The sequence below is a fragment of the Pseudodesulfovibrio piezophilus C1TLV30 genome, from assembly GCF_000341895.1.
GTDB classification, from domain to species: domain Bacteria; phylum Desulfobacterota; class Desulfovibrionia; order Desulfovibrionales; family Desulfovibrionaceae; genus Pseudodesulfovibrio; species Pseudodesulfovibrio piezophilus.
The window spans coordinates 2,302,929-2,322,287 of the sequence record NC_020409.1 but is presented as its reverse complement, the minus strand read 5'-3'; the positions used below and the strand labels follow the sequence as shown (position 1 = coordinate 2,322,287).

Sequence of the window (19,359 nt, the reverse complement as noted above, 5' to 3'; positions counted from 1 at the left end):
TTCGCCGTGTGAAGAATTGTTACAATATTGCTTATTCTATTGTGATCAGGTGGAAGCCGATGGTATGAGACAGACTTCCCCTCAACAATGGAGCGAACAGCATGGGAAACGAATCGAAGATCGTGAAATATATTGATCTCAAGGAATTACCGGATTTTTTTCGGAATTTGGCTGATGCTCTGGAGCAAGGGAATTCCGATGAATTTCCCTGTGTCGAGGATTGTATTAAATTCAAGATCAGCGGAAAGAACGAATTCGGGAAGATCTCTGTCAAAGGCAAATTCAAGTCGGGCAAGGAATGCGTGCCTGATGTCGATGGTATGCAATCGGACGGTTCGCCCGCCAAGCCAAAATACAAGAGCCTCAAGAAGCGGATGAAGCAGAGCTTCAGGATGTTGGTCAAGTTGATTCATGACGGGCAGATGCCACCGGATGAAGCTGTGGTTTCATTTCTGGAGGATTCCGCCCTGATGGTGAGCTATCCCGGCTATGGTGATGAATATTATGAGGACTATACCAGAGCATGTGAGGCATTTCGTGAAGCGCATGAATCCGGTGACATGGGCAGAATGCACGAGACGATAGATGTCCTCGTTCATGAAAAGAGTCGCTGTCATGCCAAGTATGACTGAAATACCCAACCGGAAGTGATGGCGATGCAATTGATCAAGCAGGATGATGAAAAGGTGGAGTGCCGGATTTTCCCTGGAGTGGCCTCCGAAGAAGTGAGCGAGGACGATCAGTCCCGGTTCTTTGCCGTGGTTTCCACGGACTTGGAGCCATGGCAGATCGAGCAGGTGGTGACGCCTTCCAATGTGTATGTCCGGCAGGAGGCGCTTCTCGCTGCCCATTGGCATCCGGAGTTTGTCCCCATGGAATACATCCGTAAACGGGTGGACGCCATGTTTCCCAATCGCAAGGAGGAACTGCTGATCCCCACACAACACAATGTGCTTATGAGTTGGGGGGATTACTCTGGCGTGGAAGTGGACTGCTATTCCAGCGGGTTCAACCGCAAAGTGCAGTTGCTGCTGCATTTTTCCAATGATCGTGTGCAGGAGGCCGGAGTGCTCAAGTCCATGCTGGCCCATACGTTCAAATACAGATCAGGTCAGCTCTTCGAGTTTATGCACACTATTACCAGACCTCACGAGGAACGTCTCCACAAGGCGGCCAAGGCCACGGGAGCAGACCGTGAGCTTATCGAGTTTGTTCGGATTAATGTCGCCAAGATAGAGCGGATGCTTGATGATCATTGGAAAGACGTGCCGAGAATGTCTGTCAAAAACAAGTTGCTTCGGAACTGGTTTGATTCCATGCGTCCGGAGCTTGGAGATACCGCCGTGAATCGTGTGCAGGCGTATCTCAAAGCGGTCAAGCAGTTGGTCAAGGCCGAGTTCAATCTTTCCTTTTTCTACCGGGCCAGCGAAGTGATCGAGGAAGTCCGTTCCCTTGGCGGGTGCGTGGTCATTCCGCATCCCGAGGAATTCTGGCCCATCCTGTTACGCAATTATGATGTTGACGGCATCGAGGTCTGGAATCCTCAATCACAGGAATATACTGAATTTCTCATCTCCGTGGTCAATGAGCAGAATCAGAGGCGACGAGGGGGCGAGCGCGAGACGCTTATCTTCATGGGAGACGATTGTCACATGGGCGAGAAGACAAAGCCGGTCAATCAGCAGGATAGTGCCAAGGCGGGCAGGGAGATAGGATTCCAGCCCGCATGGGATGACCTGAGTATCCGCAAGCGACTCATAGTCAACAACATCAGTCGCCGGACCATTATCAAGGAATACAAGGAACGCCTCGCAGGCTAGCCTCTTCAAGGAGAGATGAATGTCAGAAGAAAAATTTGTGTTTGATTCGTTGCAGGATTGCGACACCATCAAGAATTTTCTGGTGTCCCTGACCGATGGTTTTGACAAGGGGAGCATAACCTTGTCCACCAATGGCGATGCTATTGTGCTTAAGCCGGAGGGGTTGCTCAATTTTACTGTCAAAGCCAAAAAAAAGGGGACCGAGACCAAGTTGTCCATTCGGGTAAGCTGGAAGGACTGTACCGGGACCAGGGATGTGAACGAGACACCCTTGAAGGTCAGTTAACACGATGATTACTTTTGAAGGACTGGACGAAAATTTCAAGTTCATGGTTCTTGAAGTCGAAAATCAGGCCCGGTCAACCCGCGCCTTCATGGATTCCCCAACCAGAAAACGCCACTCGAAGATCACGTCCCGCGATGACTACATCGATAATTTGAAAACAATCATCGAAAACAAATGTTATTCCCGTATCCATTCGGATAAATCATTGGATAAGAATCAGTTGAACAAGATACGCGCCATGCAGGTCATGTGTGTGAATCTGGAAAAGATAGCAGACTATTTTGTTAATATAGTCAAGCAGATGAGATATCTCGACGAGCAATCATTCATCCAGAAATATGACTATAACGAGGTCTTTGACATCATCCTCGAACGATTGGCCATTATTTTGGTGGCGTATCACGAGGAAGACATGTCCAAGGCTCTTTTTATCTGCAAGTCCGAACCCATGCTCGATTCGGTCTACAAGGTCCGTTTTGATCGTGTGATGAATGAAATGGGCATGGGGCGGGAAGCTCAAAGTCTGGTCACGGTTCTTTTCATCTTCCGGTATTTCGAGCGGGTGGGTGACGCCCTGCTCAACATTGGTGAAGCGATCATTTTTTCCCTGCTGGGCGAGCGTATCAAGATAGAACAGTTTGACGCATTGCAGCAAACCCTGAGCAAGTCCGGCTTCAGCGATTCTTTTGCGGATATCGATTTCAGGGCCATATGGGGGACCCGCTCAGGGTGTCGCATCGGCAAGGTTGAGCAGCGTGATGATGTGATGGGAGCTGAAGATGTGCGTCAGGGGTCTATTTACAAAGAAGGAAGCCTGGAAAAAATTCGCAAGGAACGGGAATCGATTCAACGCTGGAAACAGACGTTCCCAAATCTGGTGGCTGATATTTACGGATTTCATGAAGATGGCGACAAAGGGGCCATGCTGGTCGAGTTTCTCAACGGGTGTACCCTGGATGAGATAGTCCTTTCAGGGGAGGATGAATTTGCCCGCAATGCCTTGTTCGTTTTCGAGTCAACGGTTTTGGAGACCTGGACTCAGACACTGGACCCGACCCCCATCAAGACGAACTATATCAGGCAGGTCCAGTCCCGATTGGAGGGGGTGCTGCAAACGCACCCCGAATTCTGGCGGACTCCCAAATCACTCGGTCGCTCCGAGGTCGAATCCACCGAGGAACTGCTCAAGCACTGTGCGGTGATAGAAAACGAATTGGAAGCACCTTTTTCAGTCTTCATTCATGGCGATTTTAATATCAATAATGTCGTTTACAATCATGAAGCTCAGCAAGTGCATTATATAGACCTCTACCGGTCGCGTGATTTCGACTACATTCAGGACGCTTCGGTTTTTCTGATCTCGAACTTTCGTATGCCGGTTTTTGATGCCGAACATCGTGGTCGTATCAATCATGTCATTCGGCAGTTCTACCGCTTTGCCAAAGGATTCGCCCAGCAGCATGAGGACGCCACCTTTGAAGCGCGCATGGCCTTTGCCCTGGCCCGTTCATTCTACACTTCCACCCGGTTCGAACTGAACTACAAATTCGCCAAGGAAATGTATAACCGGTCCATGTTCCTGTTGGAAAAGATTCACCATTATCAGGGTGGGCCATGGGAAAAATTTTCTCTGCCCGAAGATGTTCTTTACTTTTAAAACAACCAGCATCAGCCAGTTTCAAGGAGTTATTTCGTGAAAATAGGAGTCATCGGAACCAAAGGCGGCTGGTCGTCGGAAAAGCTCGCCGATACCGTGGCCGACAAGACCGGCGAAGAACGTGTACTTATCGGCATGGAAGATGTCCGTCTCGATCTTCCCTCAGGCAATGCCTACTATAACGGCCACAACCTGAGAGACTTTGACGCACTGATCATCAAGAAAATAGGGTCCAGGTACTCGCCGGACCTGCTCGATAGATTGGAAGTGCTCCGGTATCTTCAGGAGCGCGGGTTGAAGATTTTCAGCTCGGCCTATTCAATTCTCAGAGTGCTCGACCGGTTGAGCTGTACCATCTCCCTGCAACTGGCCGATATTCCCATGCCACCCACCACCATAACCGAAAGTGTGGATCAGGCGCTGGTTGCCATGGCAGAATATGGCGAGGCCGTTTTCAAGCCGCTCTACACTTCCAAGGCGCGGGGAATGTTCATACTGAAGGATGGTCCCGAGGCTCGCAAGGCCATTGAGGCATACAAGGCGGAAAATCCGATCATGTACATCCAGAAGACCATCGAACTGGGCGATCTTGATCTTGGCATCGCTTTTCTTGGCGGCGAATATCTGACCACTTATGCCCGGTGCAAGACCAATGGCGCGTGGAATACCACCACGGAATCCGGTGGAAAATACCGCTCCTATGAACCTTCACCGGATATCATCGAATTGGCCCGCAAGGCACAATCCCGGTTCAACCTGGATTTTACCTGTGTGGATGTAGCCATCACCGATGACGGGCCTTTTGTCTTCGAGGTCTCTGCCTTCGGAGGATTTCGCGGTATACAGGAAACCAGCGGTATCGATGCCGCAGCGCGATATGTTGAATACGTTATGGAGAAATGCAGATGAAGTTGACAGGAAACACCAGAGAAGAGCTGGTCGGCCGGATCAGGAATGACATACCGGCGACGCATACCCTTTTTCTCGATTTCGGCGGGTGTCTCATCCGGGTGGACAGTTCCACTGCGGCCTTGCATGAAGCCTTGGCTGACTATTTCAAGGAGTTTGTCACCACTTCCGGGGCTGCGATGATTACAGTCTCTGCTCACGAGTGTCATACCCTGGCTCTTGATTTTGATTTTTCCGTCAAAACACCGGATCCGGGAAAAACCAAAATCAAGGAAGAATGGGTGGACCTGGCTGACGGCAGAATTGTCCGCAAGAGGCTAACAGGCATGCATTTTATTTTTGGTCAGGGTGAAAATTGCGCCATAGGTCCCTGCCTGGACAATTCCAACCAGGTTATCAACTTCATCAACAACAGATTCATAGAGTGGAAGCTCAACATGGGTGGGTTTCTTGGGCATGCTGCCGGAGTTATTCACAATGAACGCGGAATATCATTGGCTGGTTTTTCCGGTGCGGGGAAGTCCACATTGGCCCTGCATCTGATGAGCAAGGGCACGACTTTTGTCAGTAATGACAGAATCATGGTCGAGGAGAGCGGTGAAGGACTGACCATGTTCGGTGTTGCCAAACAACCACGGATCAACCCTGGAACCGCCTTGAATAATCCAGACCTGAGCCGGATAGTGGAATCTGAACTCCGTGAAGAGTTCCTTGCCATGCCCACGGAGGATTTGTGGCAATTGGAGCATAAATATGATGCTCTTATTGATGAGTGCTACGGTCCGGGCAGGTTTTCCCTGAAAAGCACCATGGATGCTCTCGTCATACTCAACTGGAAGCGGGAGGGCGGTGATATGCGCGTGGCACTGGTCGATCCCCACGACCGTGAGGATCTGCTGCCTGCCTTCATGAAGGGGACGGGCCTGTTCTATCTGCCACAAAATCCGGACCGCCGGGAAGATCCGGGGATCGAGGCATATGCCGACATGCTCTCCCGGACAAACCTTATCGAGATTTCCGGAGGGGTTGATTTTGAAAAGGCCGCTGATATCTGTCTGAAGTATATGGAAACCGGCATACTGTCTTGAGATAGGCAGGGAGTAGCCATGCGGATCAGCGTTACCAGAGAGGTCGAAATCCCCGACCCGTTCAAGCTGGAATTATATCGAAAATCCCCGGAATTGGGACCGAGGATTCTCTTTTTCAGTGGTGGAACCGCCCTCCGCAAAACTTCGCGCGAATTGATCTGTTATACCCATAATTCCATCCACTTGATCACCCCTTTTGATTCCGGGGGCAGTTCAGCTGTCATCCGGGGCGCGTTCGGCATGCCTGCGGTCGGTGATATTCGCAATCGACTCATGGCTTTGGCCGATCAATCAGTGAAGGGCAACCCCGCCATATTTGATCTCTTTGCCCATCGGCTTTCCAAAGAATCCAAACAGGCCGACCTGGAGGCCGAGCTGGAGAGCATGGCAGCGGGAAGACATCCGCTGGTGCGTGCCATTCCCGATCCCATGCGCAAGATCATACGAAATCATTTTCATCAGTTCATGGATATCATGCCGACAGATTTCGATCTCAAGGGAGCCAGTATCGGCAACCTAGTGCTCACGGCAGGGTATCTGCAAAACAGGCGTCAGCTCGATCCGGTCATCTACATATTTTCCAAGCTGGTGCAGGTGTGTGGCATTGTGCGGCCGACGATCAACAAGGACTTGCACCTGGCCGTGCGGCTGGAGGATGGCAATGTCATCGTGGGCCAACATGCCATTACGGGCAAGGAGACAGCTCCTCTCGTCACGCCCATCCGTGATATTTGGTTGACCGATTCCCTAACCAGCCAGGAATCGGTCACGGCATCTGTACGCAACAAGATCAAAGAGCGTATCGCCGAGGCAGACCTCATCTGCTACCCTATTGGAAGCTTCTATTCCAGCGTCGTTGCCAATTTGCTGCCATATGGCGTGGGAGAGGCAGTCGCGGCCAATACATGCCCCAAGGTTTTTGTTCCCAATACCGGCAATGATCCAGAGGCGCAGGGGTTGAGTGTGGCCGATCAGGCTGCTTTGCTCAACACGTATCTGCACCAAAGTGGAGCGCCTGAGCATGGAGTCGGTGTCGAATTCGTGGTAGTTGATACGAAACAGGGGCGTTATCAGGGTGGCCTTGGCCGCAGGGAACTGGAGGCAATGGGATTGAAGGTCATTGATTGTCCACTGGTAACCGAGGCAAGCAGCCCCTTGATTGACGAGCACAACCTGACACGGGTGCTGCTCTCACTGACATAGCGTTTCAACCAGATGAGGAAGGATTCCCATGGAAAAGCAGAAAATCGACGTTAAGATGACCCTGACCTACACTGAGGCAGTCGCCTACATGGAGGCCCTGCTTGAGAGCTTCAAATCCGGTACTATCGTCGTCAGTCGTGATGGTGATCATGTCAGCCTGACTCCGGCGGAAACCGTGGGGATTGAAGTTGAGGCCAAGGTCAAGAAAGGCAAACAGAAATTTTCTTTTGAGCTGACATGGACCGAGGGGAGCAATGGTGATTTCGTCATTGGCGATACAATCCCTAAAGATGATCTGGCTCCGGTCACAAGTCCGGGATCGGAGATGACTGCCGTTCAACCTGCTGCTGTTCCGGCGGAAAAGGTGAGCGCGGTCCCGGCCGAAAGGGTCTCAGCCGAACCGCCGGCAGTGACATCGCCGGTTGCCGGTCCTTCCGCAGAAAAGAAAACCGTGAAAAAAAAGGCTTCTGCCAAAAAATCTCCGGCCAAGAAGACCGCTTCGCGTCACGTTGCGGCCACAAAGCCGAAAAAATGAACATGTGGACGTTCGCGTCCGGAGGAAACAATGACTCAGGAAACCAAGCGAAGTTTCGAATGGAAGGAAGTCTGTGACCTGTTCTGTATTCGTGACGAGGAAAATCTGGAGGATGAAGAACGGGAGAAAATACTTTCGCGAATCAACAAGGTAACGGATGAACATGGACGGGAATACGTGATTCGCAAGATCGCTCTCGTCACCCAATAGGAAAGAGCAATGTCGGAGAGGAGTCCACGGGAGCGCCATGCGAACACTCGTCATTCTTAATCAGAAGGGTGGGGTCGGTAAGACCTCGACAACGGTCAATCTCGGTGCTGGCCTTGCTCGGCAAAAGCAGCGTGTGCTTCTGCTCGATCTCGATCCCCAGGCGCATCTGACGTATTCACTGGGGATCATGGCTCATGAGTTACCACGCACCATGGGAGCCGTGCTGACGGGCGAATGCGCCCTTGCCGACGTTGCTCGCAGGGTTGGGGATCTGGACGTTGTTCCCGCTTCGGTGGCCCTGGCCGGAACCGAAGTGGAGCTGGCTGGAGTCGGGAATCGTGAAACCCGACTCAAGGCGGCTCTTGAGGGTGTTGAGGGGTATGATTTCTGCCTCATGGATTGTCCGCCGAACCTCGGATTACTTTCATTGAATGCGCTCGTGGCGGGAACCGAATTATTGGTTCCGGTTCAACCCGAATTTCTCGCCCTGCAAAGTCTCGGCAAGCTGATGGAAACCGTGGGAGCCATCAGGTCCGGGTGGAATCCGCATCTTGCCCTGGCCGGTATCGTGCTGACCCGATTTCAGCGACAGAAGAAACTGAATCGAGAAATTCAACGCAATATCCGGGACTATTTCAAGGGCGACCTTCTTGAAACGAGTATCCGCGACAACATCTCCCTGGCTGAAGCACCGAGTTTCGGGCAGGACATATTCACCTACAAACCACGCAGCAATGGGGCCGCCGACTATCGGAACCTGGCTCTGGAAGTGCTTCGTCGAGGGAGACCCCATGAGTAGTGACAAGAGGCTCGGAGCCAATCCGTTGAGTTGGGTTGATCCCAATGCCGTTGCCAAACCGGTGGAGATCCCGATCACCGATACGACCGGTCTCACTCCGATTCCGGTCGTCGCAAACGGCGGTTTTTTTCTGCCACCTGATTCCGGTCCCGCCAACAAGGAGAAAATAATGGAAAAGGCCAAGGTCAAGATCAAGGAAACCATGGGAATAGAGCAGGTCGTTACCCACCTCAAAGATTTGACGCACTCATTGGAAAGCGGGCTTATCAGGGTCAGGGATGGAGAACAGACCGTCAGCCTCGGTGTGGCAGAGGAAGTTTTTTTCGAAATGAAACTGAGTCGCAAGAAAGACAAGGCCAAATGCTCAATTGAAATATTTTGGGACGATGATGGGCAGAAGACCAAAGGGTCGTTCACAATATCGGATAAATAAGTTGATAACGATGTCGGAATAAACATGTCTTTAACACCCCGGAACTCTCCGGGGTTTTTTATGATGGGGTATAGAAGAAACGGCCCAGGCCGGAGGTAAAGACAATACAGCCGTACAGGGCGTGTTCCATGGATGTCAGGAGCAGGGATTCGGTTCTGACATACGTCCGCGTGAAGATATATCCTGCCGGGAGGGTGAATGCCACAGCCAGCCAGTTGGCGAACACGATATGCAGAAATGCGAAAGCCAGCGTACTGGCCCAGAGGATCACCGACGATGACGGCAGAATGGATTTGTAGCGGGTGAAGAGAAATGCCCGGTAGATGATCTCCTGCGGGTAGGCGGACAGGAGCGGATACAGAAGCATTACTCCGAGCCACAAGAGTGGACGGCTTCGGGGAAAGCCAAAGAGCAGATATGGGTCGATCATCAGGACGGCAGCCATGCAGATGACGGCGACACAGCCTGATCGGATGAAGATGTTTCGAATTTCTCTTGAATGCCCGCGCAACCCATGTATCAGTTCCCGGTGATTGAAGTCAGGGTGTCGTACAAGATAAATCAGGCTGGCCGCGAAGATGACCAACAGTATAGGGATTCTGGGCAGAGGGATCAGACCCAGGGCATAGGCGAGGGGCAAAGCGCCAAAGAGGGTCAGGAATTCGAGCCAGAGCAGGGATTTCCACTTCATGCAGTGACAATACACACTCACATTTGTTCGCTGCATGACCTGTGTGTGACGATGTGCAAGGCTTGCCCCGACTGTCGGTTTCGCGTATTTGGGCGGAATGACGGCAGGAAAGATACAAGACAGGGCTTCGGAGCCGATTTCGTCCACATCCACGGGCAGGACGGTGAGTCGGGAGTCGGCTCTCGCATCCAGACGTTTTCTTCAGAATCTGGTCTGGGTTGTGGTTATTTGCGGCTTTTTTCTGACAGGACAACTCCTGCGGTACGGCTTCAACCTGCAACAACTCAATCAGATATTGGACGAGACCGACAAATTATATATTTCAGTCCTTGGCCCGGATATCGGGAATTCTCCTTTTGGCAGGCTGCAATTTGCCTATGGAAAACTCGCTGCCACGAATCGCATCGGTCTCGACCCGGTTTCCGTTCTGGCAGCTCTGAGCCGCCCGGCAGTGGAGAGTCTCCGCCTGGAAGGCTTGACGCTGGATGGGAAAAAGGCCAGGGCGCGAGGGTTCTTCGGGCCGAATGTCGAGGAGTTTGACACGTATATTTCCGACCTGACCAACGATGAATACTATCTTTTTTCCCTTGAAAAACGGGAAGAAGTCTTCGGTGGCATTACGTTCAGCCTGATTGTGGAGCCACAATGAAAAAACAGCCTCCGGTATATTTCTGGAGCTTCTGGCCCAGAGAATCGCAAAAGCGATTTTTTCGGATGATTCTTTTGGGGACCATAGTGAGTGTCCTGTCCATTTCTATAGGCCTCAAGCTTTTTTCCGGTTCTTTGGAACAGCGTATTGCTGAGAGCAAGGAACAGTATGGCCGTGTCGTTCCTATCGTACAGGATATCAAAGCATTACGCGCCCAACAGGGTGCGCTGACACATTTGAGTGTGGAAGATGCGACCTGGGCCATCATTGATGATTTGGTCATTGAGAAGAATCTGACCTCCATTCGCTCAACAGTTGTAGATGATGATATAAAAGGCATTCAGGTGACATTCTCGGGGCTTTCTCTCAATAAACTGACCTCTTTCATGGTTGCCCTGCGCGACAGGGCGAGCTTGCAAACGCCCAGTTGTATTCTGACTCGCAACCCGGATGATCCGCGTCTTGCTGACGCGCATTTCGTCTTGGCCCGTTGAGGATTGATCATGGCATCTCCTTTCAAGAAAACATCCTCGCTTCCCGGTCGAATTCTCGCCCGATTTTTTCTCATGTTCTTCGGTTTTGCTCTGGGCATCGCGCTTTTTACGCCGTGGAACAAGCTCTGGTCGTCAGCCCTTGCCTCGTTGGACGAAAGGCTTCCGACCGTGGGACTGCGGTGGGATTCCATTGACAAGGATGGTCCCTTTGGATTTCGTGTTCGCGAACTCAAGGTCACTCTAGCCGATACTCCGGGAAATCTGGCGTTTCATCAAGCCTATGTTTCCATTGGTTTTTCGCCTCTGGCCAAGGTCCGACTCGATACCGGCAGTTCCGAATGCGAATTGAACCTCTTTCAGAATGGCACCTTCGACTTTGAAGGCGACCTTAACCTGACCGCGCTTTTGGGGGGAGCGGATCTCAAGGGTATTCTGCATGTGGCCGGAAATCTTTTCATGCCCGAAGGTGCTATACTTCCCCGGAATGGCTGGGTGGATATCCGCTCGCAGCATCTCATTCTTCCTGATGAAAAGGTTGTTGAGGATCTCGCGTTCACTTCCGAGATCAAGGGACAGGATATGACTATCCGTGATTTTTCCATGGGAAAACCCTTATCAGTCAAGGCTTCAGGAAGAGGGCTGCTCAATCCGGTCGATTTGTACCAGACGTCTTTTGATCTCAAGGGGCAGATGACAGTGGGCAAGAAAACGTTCCCTTATGATATGAAAGGCTCACTGGCGGACGCAGTCTGGTAGACTCTTCAGCATATCGGGCGGATCAATGGTGCTCCCCTTCATCATGAGTGACACCTTTTTATTCCTTCTCTTGCCAAGTAAGGCAATTGTCTTGTAATTTAGATTAACTCTAGACTTGGTGAATTGCTGCGTGCTACTTCCGTTCCCACGCATCTGATGATCGCAAGGAGGAATATTTCATGAAAAAACATCTTTGTACGCTTCTCTCGACCGTGGCCGCGGTTATGGTCGTGTTTTCCCTGGGGGGGTGCTTCCGCAAGCATATAGTTTCATCACCTCCGGCCCAACGACCGGCCCAGTCCGTCAAGGCCGCTCCTCAACAGGCTGTACGACCTGAAGTGGTGGAAGAGACACCCGAGGTCATCGAAGAAACATATGTTGTGGATGCTCCGACCGAGGCCAATGCTCCGGCTCCCAAGGTGGAAGAGAGTGATCTGGCTGAAGAGTCTGTGGGCAAAGTCGAGGAAAAAGTGACAGCTTCGGCAGCGGAAGCTGCCCCGGCCAAAGCCGAAATCACGGCTGAGGTTCGTGAGGAAAAAGAGACTCTCGCTGCTGTCAGTGAGGCGATGGAAGAGACCTCCACAGTCATGACCGGTGGCGCATATTATATCCAGGTGGGTGCTTTTTCCGATTTGGAAAATGCCAATAAAGCCCTGTCCAAGCTTATTGCGGCTGGGTACAAGGGGTCCCAATTAGTCAGGACGGATACAGGGCTTTTTCGTGTCCAGGCCGGAGCCTTTTCAACTCAAGAGGAAGCCGAAGATGCGCTGATGGAATTGCTTTCGAGCTATCCAAAAGGGTTTGTACTTCAAAACACATCGGAATAAATCAGTATTTTATTGTGCCTTTTTGAAGAGGCATAAAAAAAGATCAATCCCGTCACAGGCCTGAGCCAGTGGCGGATTGATCTTTTCTTTTCTGTGCCCACGACACATCGCCGTTCACCGAAGCCGGTCAAGACGGACGATGCGCCACAGCGCGGTATGTCCAGAACCCCTATGCGGGATTCAGTTCAGCGCGGAACTTCCGGGACAGGCGGAAGACGACAACCTTGCGCGGAGGCAGGGTAATGGTCTGGCTTGTCTGCGGGTTGCGTCCCTTGCGAGCGCGCTTGTCGTAGGCTTCGAATTTGCCGAAACCGCTGATGAGAAGAGCGTGATCCTTCTTCACAGCGGTCTTCATGACCTCGAGGATGGACTCGACCAGATCTTTGATCTCGGCGCGATTTCTGTCAGTGCGTTCGTAAATGTAGTCTACGATGCCAGCTTTGGTGAGGGTGCTCATTGATCGCCTCCAAAAAGGGTTTCAAAACTTATTTCAGGAGACCTGCGATGGTTTCCGCAAGCCTGCTCATTTCATCCGGGCTTTCATAACCGGACTGGGGCCAGAGTTTCAGGCCGTCTTCCTTATGCCTCGGAATGAGATGAAAATGCACATGATGAACCAGTTGTCCGGCAGCCTCATGATTGTTCTGCATGAGATTGAGACCGTCGGCTCCAGTGGCTTCCATAACCGCTTTGCCTACCTTGGACAGGGCCTGGGTCAAATCGTTTCCCAGATCAGCCGGGAGATCCATGAGCGTGGGGTAGTGCCCCTTGACAACCACCAGAGCGTGGCCTTCGTTCACGGGTGCGATGTCCAGAAAGGCCAGGCAGGTTTCCGTTTCATAGACCTTGGCGCTTGGTATATCGCCACTGATGATCTTGCAGAAAATGCAATCTGGGTCCTTTGGTATCATCGTCTCTCCTTTCTCTGCTCTTGCCTTTCCATATCATTCGATGCGGAGCAGCGAGCAAAGACTTTCCGATCGTTAGCCTGAGTAATAACCGGGAAATTCAGTTAAATCAAGTCGGTTGGTTCATTTTTCTATAATATTCCCTAATGAGGTGGGCGAGAAAAGTCTAGAATTCCTCTTGAAAATCGGGATGTTGGCCTTAAAGCCTCTTTATTGTAAATGAAAAATAAGTTGATTAGACAAAAAAATCAACTAGTTGTCCGAGGGGGTATATTCGGGAACAAGGCGCATGAGCAGTGAGCGTATGGCGGTGCCATCATAGTCTTCCGAGGCTTTGACAAGGGCATCCACTTCTTTGCTCAGGGTTTGCTGGTCGGCGCAGCAATCTGTTCCGAGGACAAGGATTTTTTCATGTTCGGTGCGAACAATCCCCTCTCCTTCCGTAATCAGTTCCTCAAAAAGCTTTTCGCCTTCCCGCAGACCGGTGAAGATTATCTGAATATCCACATCTGGTTTTTTGCCGGAGAGTCTGATGAGGTCACGGGCCATGTCGGCTATTTTGACCGGGACGCCCATGTCGAGCACAAAGATTTCTCCGCCAGTCCCTGTCTCCCCCATGCTTCCTGCCTGGAGAATGAGTTGGGACGCTTCTGAAATAGACATGAAATAGCGGGTGACATCAGGATGGGTGACCGTGACCGGGCCGCCTGTTTCGATTTGTCGTCTGAATAACGGCACCACCGAGCCGCTGGAACCGACGACATTGCCGAAACGGACCGCCATGAAACGAGTGCCTCTGCCATGCAGGGATTGCATGAGCAGTTCAGTGACACGTTTGGAGGCACCCATGACATTGGTGGGGCGAACAGCCTTGTCAGTGGAGACGACCACGAATCGCTCCACCCCGCTTTCCACAGCAGCATGCATGATCGTCTGCGAGCCGAGGATATTATTGCGGACAGCCTGCCATGGATTTCGTTCCAGCATGGGCACATGCTTATAGGCCGCGGCGTGGAAGACGGTGGATGGAGTGTGGGCTGCAAAGGTGCGTGTCATGAGATCGGTATCGGTGATCGAGCCGAGCACTGTGGTGTAACCGGTGAAGCCGAGGCCATGGTGCAGCTCCATTTGCATCTGGTAAAGATTGTATTCGCTGGAATCCACCAGCACGATATGGCTTGGCTTGAAACGGACGATTTGTCGACAGAGCTCCGACCCGATGGACCCCCCGCAGCCGGTGACCAGGACGGTCTGACCGGACAGGTACGCCAGGATGCGGTCTGTATCAAGCGTAACCGGAGACCGGCCTAGCAGGTCAAGGTAATCGACGTCGCGCAGAGCCTTGATACCCACTTTACCGTCCATGATTTCCGTCATGGCTGGCAGAATTTTGAAGGGAACCCCTGTGGTCTTGCAAGCTTCGGCAATGAGGCGCATTTCCTCGCCGGAAGCGCGGGATACCGCGATGAAGATCTCATCGACCTCGTCCCGTTCAACAAGGGTTTTCATAAGGGCGATATTACCGAGGACCGGCTTTCCGTGAATGGTTCTTCCTCTTTTCCCAGGGTCTTCATCCAGAAAACCAACCAGCGTGTACTGGGCCGGATTGCCGACCAGTTCCCGACCTATCTTTTCAGCCAGACTCCCGGTGCCGACCACGAGAATGGTTTTCCGTTCTGCACTGGGAGCGGTCATGGATTCAGCCTGAGCATAGAAGGCACGGATGGAGAGACGGACTCCGCTGCACAGGACCAGAGTCAGTATCCAGTCGATAACGAAAATGGAGCGCGGGACTCCTGCAAAGGAAAAGCGGAGCACGACAAACGAGATCAGCAGAAGGTTTTGCAGGGTCGTGACCCGGAGCATTTTCCAATAGTCGTCCAGGCTGGTATAGCGCCACATGCCCCGGTACAGGCCGAAGGTAACGAAAACCACTGATTTGAAAATCAGGACATACTTGAGCAATCCTGTAAATTGATGAAAGAAATCCGGTGGGATATCAAAGTCGAAGCGAAAGGAATACGCCATGAAAAGCGCGAGAGTGAAAATGACAAGGTCTGCGAGGAACATGACATAGAAATTGGCATTCCTGAAATTCGGGAGACTCGGTTTCAGTTTCATCGCGCCACACTCTTTATGACCCGTACGATTCGTTCGAGGTCTGCTTCGGTCAAGGCTGATCCCGACGGCAGGCAAAGCCCCTGCTCAAATAATTTTTCACTTACCGGGCCTCCGGTACACGGGACGTTGGTGAAAACCGGTTGCAGGTGCATGGGCTTCCAGACCGGACGTGACTCAATGTTTTCGGCTTCAAGGGCAAGGCGAATGGTTTCGGGGTCCGTGCCGCTTGTTTCATCCACCAGCATGACGGTCAGCCAATGGGTGGACTCTCCATATTCGGCTTCAGGCATGAGCGAGAAGCCGGGGAGAGATTCGAATTCCTTTTGATAAAAACGGTATATTTCGCGCAGTCGGGTCACGAAAGAATCCACCACGGTCATTTGGCCAAGGCCGATGGCGGCCGCAACATTGCTCATGCGATAATTGTATCCGATCGTCGTGTGTTCGTAGTGGGGGGCGTCATCCCGCGCCTGCTGGGAAAGGCGGCGCGCTTCTTCAATGAAATCAAGGTTGTCACTGGCAAGCATGCCGCCGCCGCTGGTGGTGATGATCTTGTTGCCGTTGAAAGAATAGACTGCCGCATCACCACCGCGTCCGGCATGGTTGCCCTTGTATGTCGCACCCACGGCTTCGGCTGCGTCGATAAGCAAGGGAATCTGGTGGTTGTTGCAGATGGTTCGTAGGGCGTCATAATCCGAGCACTGGCCGTACAAGTCGGTGGGGATGACCGCTCCCACCCGTTTTCCCGAGGCATGCACGGTGTTGATTGCTTCCCTGAGCAGGGCGGGGTCCATGTTCCAGGTGGCGGGATCACAGTCCACGAAATGAAGATCCGCTCCCACAAAGGTCACAGGGGTCACCGAACCGATAAAAGTCAGCGTGGAGGCGATGACCACATCTCCGGGACCGACTCCCATTAACCGGAGTGCCAGGTGAATGGCAGCGGTCCCACTGGAGACGCCCAGACAGTGGGCAAATCCGGTCAAACGACAGAATTCCTTTTCAAATCGGGTCAGCTGTGGGCCGACCGGAGCGATATAATTGGATGCGAACGCCTCTTTGATGAACTCCAACTCCTGGCCGCTCATGTGCGGTGGGGAGAGAAATATGCGGTCCTTGGTCACGGTCATGGGTCCTTGTTAATGGTCGGAGTGGAGCACTGTTCGGAGGGCTTCCATAGTGGAAACAACATTGTCCGGAGTTGCCGCCTCGCTGGTCGGTTCGTCTGTTTCGCGCAATTGGCCGGGCATGCGAAGCCTGATGGTTCGCCAGCCGAGCGTTCTGGGTGCGATGAAGTCTTTGACTGGATTGTCGCCGATGTAAACAAGAAATTTGTGTTCAACATCCATGGTTTGAGCAAGTCTTTCGAATCCGGCGGGATTCGGCTTCCATTTATCGCGCCCCAAAGCATCGGTCAGGACGATGGAATCCACCAATGTTTCGAGACCCAGAGCATCCACCTTGGCTTGCTGGGCAGCAAGGGGACCGTCGGAGAGCAGACCAAGGGGCAATCCTTGGTTCCGCAGGTCGATAAGCAGCGTTCGCATGGCCGGAAGAATGGCTATATCCGGTATATGGTTTCGGTAAATGGAAACCAGTTGCGGGATGGATGTTCTTTCGGCCAGACCGGGCATGGTTTCCATCAGAAGGTTGAAGGTATTGCCTCGGATTCCTTCTTGAAACAGGGTCCACAAGGTCTGAAATACAGTGGATTCATCCGCCATGTCGCTGACATGGGTTGCCACGGCCTGGAAGCCGCTTCGGACGTAATCCCGTTCCAGATAGAGTGTGTCGTCCATATCAAAAACAACGCCCTTGATCACCACTGAGGCTCCTGTGTGAAAACTTCTGTATAGGAACGGGTCATGGACAGGCCAACGGTGTATTCGCCCAATCGTGGGGCGACAGGCTCCCCTGCCACCATTTGCATCAGCCAGTGCGGGTATAGTCCCCCTGCTGCGTGTCCCAGCGGAAAGCCCCCGCCGAAGCGCGGGTTGATCTCGAAGAGGACGAATTCGTCATCCGTGAGAAAGGCCTGCATGGTCATGGGACCGATCCCGCCCATGTCACCGATGATGCGGAGCAGGGATTCCAACCATTCATTGAGGCCGGGTTCCTTGATGGTCGTGCCCTGGACAGATTCCCCACCCACGGTCTTGACGCGAATGCGTGGGACAAAGTGAATGGGGCGACCGTCAAAATCGAGGAGGGCGTCGATGGTAATTTCACGCCCTGTGATCCGCTCCTGGATGATGGCGTTTGGCACTTGGTCCAGCATGGTGGAGAGGTCTTTCTTCTCCACGGGGTAGGCATCGAGACTGGCACTGCCGTCGCGTGGTTTGATAAAGAGCTTTTCCGGCAGGTCGGCATTGTCGATTTGGCCGGGTAGCCAAGAGCGGGGAACACGCACGCCCAGATCGCCGAAGACCCGCGAGGTGTTCCATTTATCGCGGCAGGCGGAAATCAGTCTGGGAGAGGAGATCAACAGACGGCATCCCTTGGCGGCAAAGAGTGGTGCGGACTCGGCAAAAACAGTCAGTTCGGTATCAATGGTCGGGACCACGAGCGAAACAGCATGTTTTTCAACAGAGTCGAGTAGAAAAGGAATATAGTTCGTGTCCGTCACACGCGGCAGGCGGATTGCATGGTCGGCCAGATAGAGCGCCGGGGCCAATCCGTCCATATCCCCGGCGTGGACCGAACCTCCGCGAGCATGGGCGGCTTCCTGAAAGAAGCGCAAAAGCGAAGTGCGCCGTCCGGCTGATGTCATGAGTATATTCATCGTCTGTCCAAGGTTTTGATGCGCCAGAGTATTTTCGGGCAGCGTTCGAATTGAGAATTACCAGACTTTGCCGGTCGGTACAATGCGGGACTCCCTTGGCTTCCCATGACTTGCGGCATTGGCTGATTATGGGTAGTTTCCTCACGCGCCGTGCGGTCTTTCGGGTGTTGTGGCAAAGAGCGATTTCGTTGTTGGTCATGAACAGGCCCGGTATCAGCCCGCCGGATTCTTATTTTTCAAGGAGAAAACAATGACTGGAAAAGCGATATTGTTTCCGGGACAGGGGTCTCAGGAAAAAGGCATGGGCAAGGATGTGGCGGAGCACAATGCAGAAGCTCTCGCGCTCTGGAAGTTGGCCGAGTCCGAATCCTGCCTGCCGTTGCGTGAAATCTACTGGGATGGGGAAGCTGAAGATATGGCCGACACACGAGCCTTGCAACCCGCCCTGACCGTGGCCAACCTTTCCCTGTGGCTGACTGTTCGTAACAAGGTGACGCCCGTGGCAACAGCCGGTCACAGTCTGGGAGAATTCGCTGCTCTGGCCGCTGCCGGTGTACTCGGCATGGAGGACGCGATCAAGGCAGTGACCCTTCGCGGCCGTCTCATGGCCGAGGCGGGTCAATCCGGGCATGGTATGGTCGCCATTGTCAAGCTTCCCCAGGGGACGGTTGAAACCATCGTTGAATCCGCCATCCGGGAGACCGGTAGGGAATTGCGTGTGGCCAACTACAATACCCCTGCCCAGTTTGTTATCAGCGGCGAGAAGGAAGCCCTGGACATTGCTTCAGCCCAGGTCAAAGAATCCAAGGGACGTGCCATAGCCCTTGCTGTTTCCGGTGCGTTTCACAGCCCGCTCATTCAGGAGGCGGCTGATGATTTTGCCTGTTTCCTCGAGGGGCTTGCCTGGGAAGCACCCGCCTTTCCTGTTTTTCACAATGCCACTGCCCTTCCTGAGCCTGACGCGGACAGGGTCATGGACGTCATGCAGCGGCAGATGACCTCGTCGGTGCTCTGGATTCAGACTCTTCAGGCCATGTATGGCACCGGCGTACGCGAGTTCATCGAAGTCGGTCCCAAGGGTGTGCTCTCCAAGATGCTCAAGCCCAATCTCAAGGAAATGGGCGATGACTGGACCGGCGTGGCAGTAGGGTCTCTCGAAAAGAGTGAAGCGCTTTAGTCAGGAGAGCATAT

Annotated in this window: 23 protein-coding genes; 16 read left to right on the top strand and 7 right to left on the bottom strand. The window is 52.7% G+C overall.

Going from position 1 to position 19,359, the window contains the following annotated elements:
- Positions 1-101 precede the first annotated feature (101 nt).
- The 11 genes from BN4_RS10995 to BN4_RS10945 are packed head-to-tail and all read left to right on the top strand — an operon-like array spanning position 102 to position 8,940.
- Positions 102-632, top strand: a complete 531-nt coding sequence (locus BN4_RS10995) for a GAK system XXXCH domain-containing protein (RefSeq protein WP_015415467.1) — start codon at positions 102-104, stop codon at positions 630-632.
- 24 nt (positions 633-656) lie between these two features.
- Complete coding sequence (locus BN4_RS10990) at positions 657-1,820, top strand: PHP domain-containing protein (RefSeq protein WP_041720310.1); 1,164 nt, start codon at positions 657-659, stop codon at positions 1,818-1,820.
- Between the two features lie 19 nt (positions 1,821-1,839).
- A complete protein-coding gene (locus BN4_RS10985; protein ID WP_015415465.1) occupies positions 1,840-2,106 on the top strand; it encodes an amphi-Trp domain-containing protein in 267 nt (88 codons plus the stop codon).
- Between the two features lie 4 nt (positions 2,107-2,110).
- Positions 2,111-3,763: a phosphate signaling complex PhoU family protein gene (locus tag BN4_RS10980; RefSeq protein WP_015415464.1), complete on the top strand. Its 1,653-nt coding sequence runs from the start codon at positions 2,111-2,113 to the stop codon at positions 3,761-3,763.
- Positions 3,764-3,799: 36 nt separating this feature from the next.
- Complete coding sequence (locus BN4_RS10975) at positions 3,800-4,672, top strand: GAK system ATP-grasp enzyme (protein ID WP_015415463.1); 873 nt, start codon at positions 3,800-3,802, stop codon at positions 4,670-4,672.
- Positions 4,669-5,760: an HprK-related kinase B gene (locus BN4_RS10970; RefSeq protein ID WP_015415462.1), complete on the top strand. Its 1,092-nt coding sequence runs from the start codon at positions 4,669-4,671 to the stop codon at positions 5,758-5,760. The genes BN4_RS10975 and BN4_RS10970 overlap by 4 nt, the downstream gene beginning before the upstream one ends.
- 18 nt (positions 5,761-5,778) lie before the next feature.
- The gene (locus tag BN4_RS10965) at positions 5,779-6,963 is read left to right on the top strand and encodes a GAK system CofD-like protein (protein WP_015415461.1); all 1,185 of its coding nucleotides are present in this window, start codon (positions 5,779-5,781) and stop codon (positions 6,961-6,963) included.
- 28 nt (positions 6,964-6,991) lie between these two features.
- Positions 6,992-7,498 (top strand): amphi-Trp domain-containing protein, encoded by a 507-nt coding sequence (locus BN4_RS10960; RefSeq protein ID WP_015415459.1) that lies wholly within the window; start codon positions 6,992-6,994, stop codon positions 7,496-7,498.
- Positions 7,499-7,528: 30 nt separating this feature from the next.
- Complete coding sequence (locus BN4_RS10955; RefSeq protein ID WP_015415458.1) at positions 7,529-7,708, top strand: hypothetical protein; 180 nt, start codon at positions 7,529-7,531, stop codon at positions 7,706-7,708.
- A 37-nt stretch (positions 7,709-7,745) separates the two neighbouring features.
- The gene (locus BN4_RS10950) at positions 7,746-8,507 is read left to right on the top strand and encodes a ParA family protein (RefSeq protein ID WP_015415457.1); all 762 of its coding nucleotides are present in this window, start codon (positions 7,746-7,748) and stop codon (positions 8,505-8,507) included.
- Positions 8,500-8,940 carry an amphi-Trp domain-containing protein gene (locus BN4_RS10945; protein ID WP_015415456.1) on the top strand — a complete coding sequence of 147 codons (441 nt, stop codon included), beginning with the start codon at positions 8,500-8,502 and terminating at the stop codon, positions 8,938-8,940. Before BN4_RS10950 ends, BN4_RS10945 begins: the two co-directional genes overlap by 8 nt.
- Before the next feature lie 58 nt (positions 8,941-8,998).
- Here BN4_RS10945 and BN4_RS10940 read toward each other — a convergent pair whose 3' ends face one another.
- Complete coding sequence (locus tag BN4_RS10940; RefSeq protein ID WP_231856531.1) at positions 8,999-9,778, bottom strand: CPBP family intramembrane glutamic endopeptidase; 780 nt, start codon at positions 9,776-9,778, stop codon at positions 8,999-9,001.
- Between the two features lie 16 nt (positions 9,779-9,794).
- Between BN4_RS10940 and BN4_RS10935 the strand changes: the two genes are divergently transcribed.
- From BN4_RS10935 to BN4_RS10920, 4 genes are all read left to right on the top strand, one after another.
- Complete coding sequence (locus tag BN4_RS10935; protein ID WP_015415454.1) at positions 9,795-10,280, top strand: hypothetical protein; 486 nt, start codon at positions 9,795-9,797, stop codon at positions 10,278-10,280.
- A complete protein-coding gene (locus BN4_RS10930) occupies positions 10,277-10,774 on the top strand; it encodes a hypothetical protein (protein WP_015415453.1) in 498 nt (165 codons plus the stop codon). The genes BN4_RS10935 and BN4_RS10930 overlap by 4 nt, the downstream gene beginning before the upstream one ends.
- 9 nt (positions 10,775-10,783) lie before the next feature.
- The gene (locus BN4_RS10925) at positions 10,784-11,530 is read left to right on the top strand and encodes a hypothetical protein (protein WP_015415452.1); all 747 of its coding nucleotides are present in this window, start codon (positions 10,784-10,786) and stop codon (positions 11,528-11,530) included.
- Between the two features lie 179 nt (positions 11,531-11,709).
- Positions 11,710-12,357 (top strand): SPOR domain-containing protein, encoded by a 648-nt coding sequence (locus BN4_RS10920; protein ID WP_015415451.1) that lies wholly within the window; start codon positions 11,710-11,712, stop codon positions 12,355-12,357.
- A gap of 169 nt (positions 12,358-12,526) precedes the next feature.
- Here the strand turns inward: BN4_RS10920 and BN4_RS10915 are convergent, their stop codons facing one another.
- The 6 genes from BN4_RS10915 to BN4_RS10890 all read right to left on the bottom strand — a co-directional run bounded on the left by BN4_RS10915 (position 12,527) and on the right by BN4_RS10890 (position 18,168).
- Positions 12,527-12,814, bottom strand: a complete 288-nt coding sequence (locus BN4_RS10915; RefSeq protein ID WP_015415450.1) for an integration host factor subunit alpha — start codon at positions 12,812-12,814, stop codon at positions 12,527-12,529.
- A gap of 28 nt (positions 12,815-12,842) precedes the next feature.
- Complete coding sequence (locus BN4_RS10910; protein ID WP_015415449.1) at positions 12,843-13,268, bottom strand: HIT family protein; 426 nt, start codon at positions 13,266-13,268, stop codon at positions 12,843-12,845.
- Between the two features lie 249 nt (positions 13,269-13,517).
- Positions 13,518-15,386 (bottom strand): polysaccharide biosynthesis protein, encoded by a 1,869-nt coding sequence (locus BN4_RS10905; protein ID WP_015415448.1) that lies wholly within the window; start codon positions 15,384-15,386, stop codon positions 13,518-13,520.
- Complete coding sequence (locus tag BN4_RS10900) at positions 15,383-16,516, bottom strand: DegT/DnrJ/EryC1/StrS family aminotransferase (RefSeq protein ID WP_015415447.1); 1,134 nt, start codon at positions 16,514-16,516, stop codon at positions 15,383-15,385. Before BN4_RS10900 ends, BN4_RS10905 begins: the two co-directional genes overlap by 4 nt.
- 9 nt (positions 16,517-16,525) lie before the next feature.
- Entirely contained in the window at positions 16,526-17,212 is a 687-nt protein-coding gene (locus BN4_RS10895) for an HAD family hydrolase (RefSeq protein ID WP_015415446.1), read from the bottom strand.
- Positions 17,206-18,168: an ATP-grasp domain-containing protein gene (locus tag BN4_RS10890; protein ID WP_015415445.1), complete on the bottom strand. Its 963-nt coding sequence runs from the start codon at positions 18,166-18,168 to the stop codon at positions 17,206-17,208. Before BN4_RS10890 ends, BN4_RS10895 begins: the two co-directional genes overlap by 7 nt.
- Before the next feature lie 250 nt (positions 18,169-18,418).
- Here BN4_RS10890 and BN4_RS10885 point away from each other — a divergent pair, with 250 nt between their 5' ends.
- Positions 18,419-19,345 (top strand): ACP S-malonyltransferase, encoded by a 927-nt coding sequence (locus BN4_RS10885; RefSeq protein WP_015415444.1) that lies wholly within the window; start codon positions 18,419-18,421, stop codon positions 19,343-19,345.
- The last annotated feature ends 14 nt before the right edge of the window (positions 19,346-19,359 follow it).

What these genes read in the sequence shown, in the direction of transcription:
- BN4_RS10915 (WP_015415450.1), bottom strand. Translation starts at nt 12,814, where the DNA reads ATGAGCACCCTCACCAAAGCTGGCATCGTAGACTACATTTACGAACGC.
- BN4_RS10965 (WP_015415461.1), top strand. Translation starts at nt 5,779, where the DNA reads ATGCGGATCAGCGTTACCAGAGAGGTCGAAATCCCCGACCCGTTCAAG.
- BN4_RS10995 (WP_015415467.1), top strand. Translation starts at nt 102, where the DNA reads ATGGGAAACGAATCGAAGATCGTGAAATATATTGATCTCAAGGAATTA.
- BN4_RS10945 (WP_015415456.1), top strand. Translation starts at nt 8,500, where the DNA reads ATGAGTAGTGACAAGAGGCTCGGAGCCAATCCGTTGAGTTGGGTTGAT.
- BN4_RS10960 (WP_015415459.1), top strand. Translation starts at nt 6,992, where the DNA reads ATGGAAAAGCAGAAAATCGACGTTAAGATGACCCTGACCTACACTGAG.
- BN4_RS10955 (WP_015415458.1), top strand. Translation starts at nt 7,529, where the DNA reads ATGACTCAGGAAACCAAGCGAAGTTTCGAATGGAAGGAAGTCTGTGAC.
- BN4_RS10925 (WP_015415452.1), top strand. Translation starts at nt 10,784, where the DNA reads ATGGCATCTCCTTTCAAGAAAACATCCTCGCTTCCCGGTCGAATTCTC.
- BN4_RS10930 (WP_015415453.1), top strand. Translation starts at nt 10,277, where the DNA reads ATGAAAAAACAGCCTCCGGTATATTTCTGGAGCTTCTGGCCCAGAGAA.
- BN4_RS10900 (WP_015415447.1), bottom strand. Translation starts at nt 16,516, where the DNA reads ATGACCGTGACCAAGGACCGCATATTTCTCTCCCCACCGCACATGAGC.
- BN4_RS10990 (WP_041720310.1), top strand. Translation starts at nt 657, where the DNA reads ATGCAATTGATCAAGCAGGATGATGAAAAGGTGGAGTGCCGGATTTTC.
- BN4_RS10980 (WP_015415464.1), top strand. Translation starts at nt 2,111, where the DNA reads ATGATTACTTTTGAAGGACTGGACGAAAATTTCAAGTTCATGGTTCTT.
- BN4_RS10970 (WP_015415462.1), top strand. Translation starts at nt 4,669, where the DNA reads ATGAAGTTGACAGGAAACACCAGAGAAGAGCTGGTCGGCCGGATCAGG.
- BN4_RS10885 (WP_015415444.1), top strand. Translation starts at nt 18,419, where the DNA reads ATGACTGGAAAAGCGATATTGTTTCCGGGACAGGGGTCTCAGGAAAAA.
- BN4_RS10910 (WP_015415449.1), bottom strand. Translation starts at nt 13,268, where the DNA reads ATGATACCAAAGGACCCAGATTGCATTTTCTGCAAGATCATCAGTGGC.
- BN4_RS10890 (WP_015415445.1), bottom strand. Translation starts at nt 18,168, where the DNA reads ATGAATATACTCATGACATCAGCCGGACGGCGCACTTCGCTTTTGCGC.
- BN4_RS10920 (WP_015415451.1), top strand. Translation starts at nt 11,710, where the DNA reads ATGAAAAAACATCTTTGTACGCTTCTCTCGACCGTGGCCGCGGTTATG.
- BN4_RS10905 (WP_015415448.1), bottom strand. Translation starts at nt 15,386, where the DNA reads ATGAAACTGAAACCGAGTCTCCCGAATTTCAGGAATGCCAATTTCTAT.
- BN4_RS10950 (WP_015415457.1), top strand. Translation starts at nt 7,746, where the DNA reads ATGCGAACACTCGTCATTCTTAATCAGAAGGGTGGGGTCGGTAAGACC.
- BN4_RS10985 (WP_015415465.1), top strand. Translation starts at nt 1,840, where the DNA reads ATGTCAGAAGAAAAATTTGTGTTTGATTCGTTGCAGGATTGCGACACC.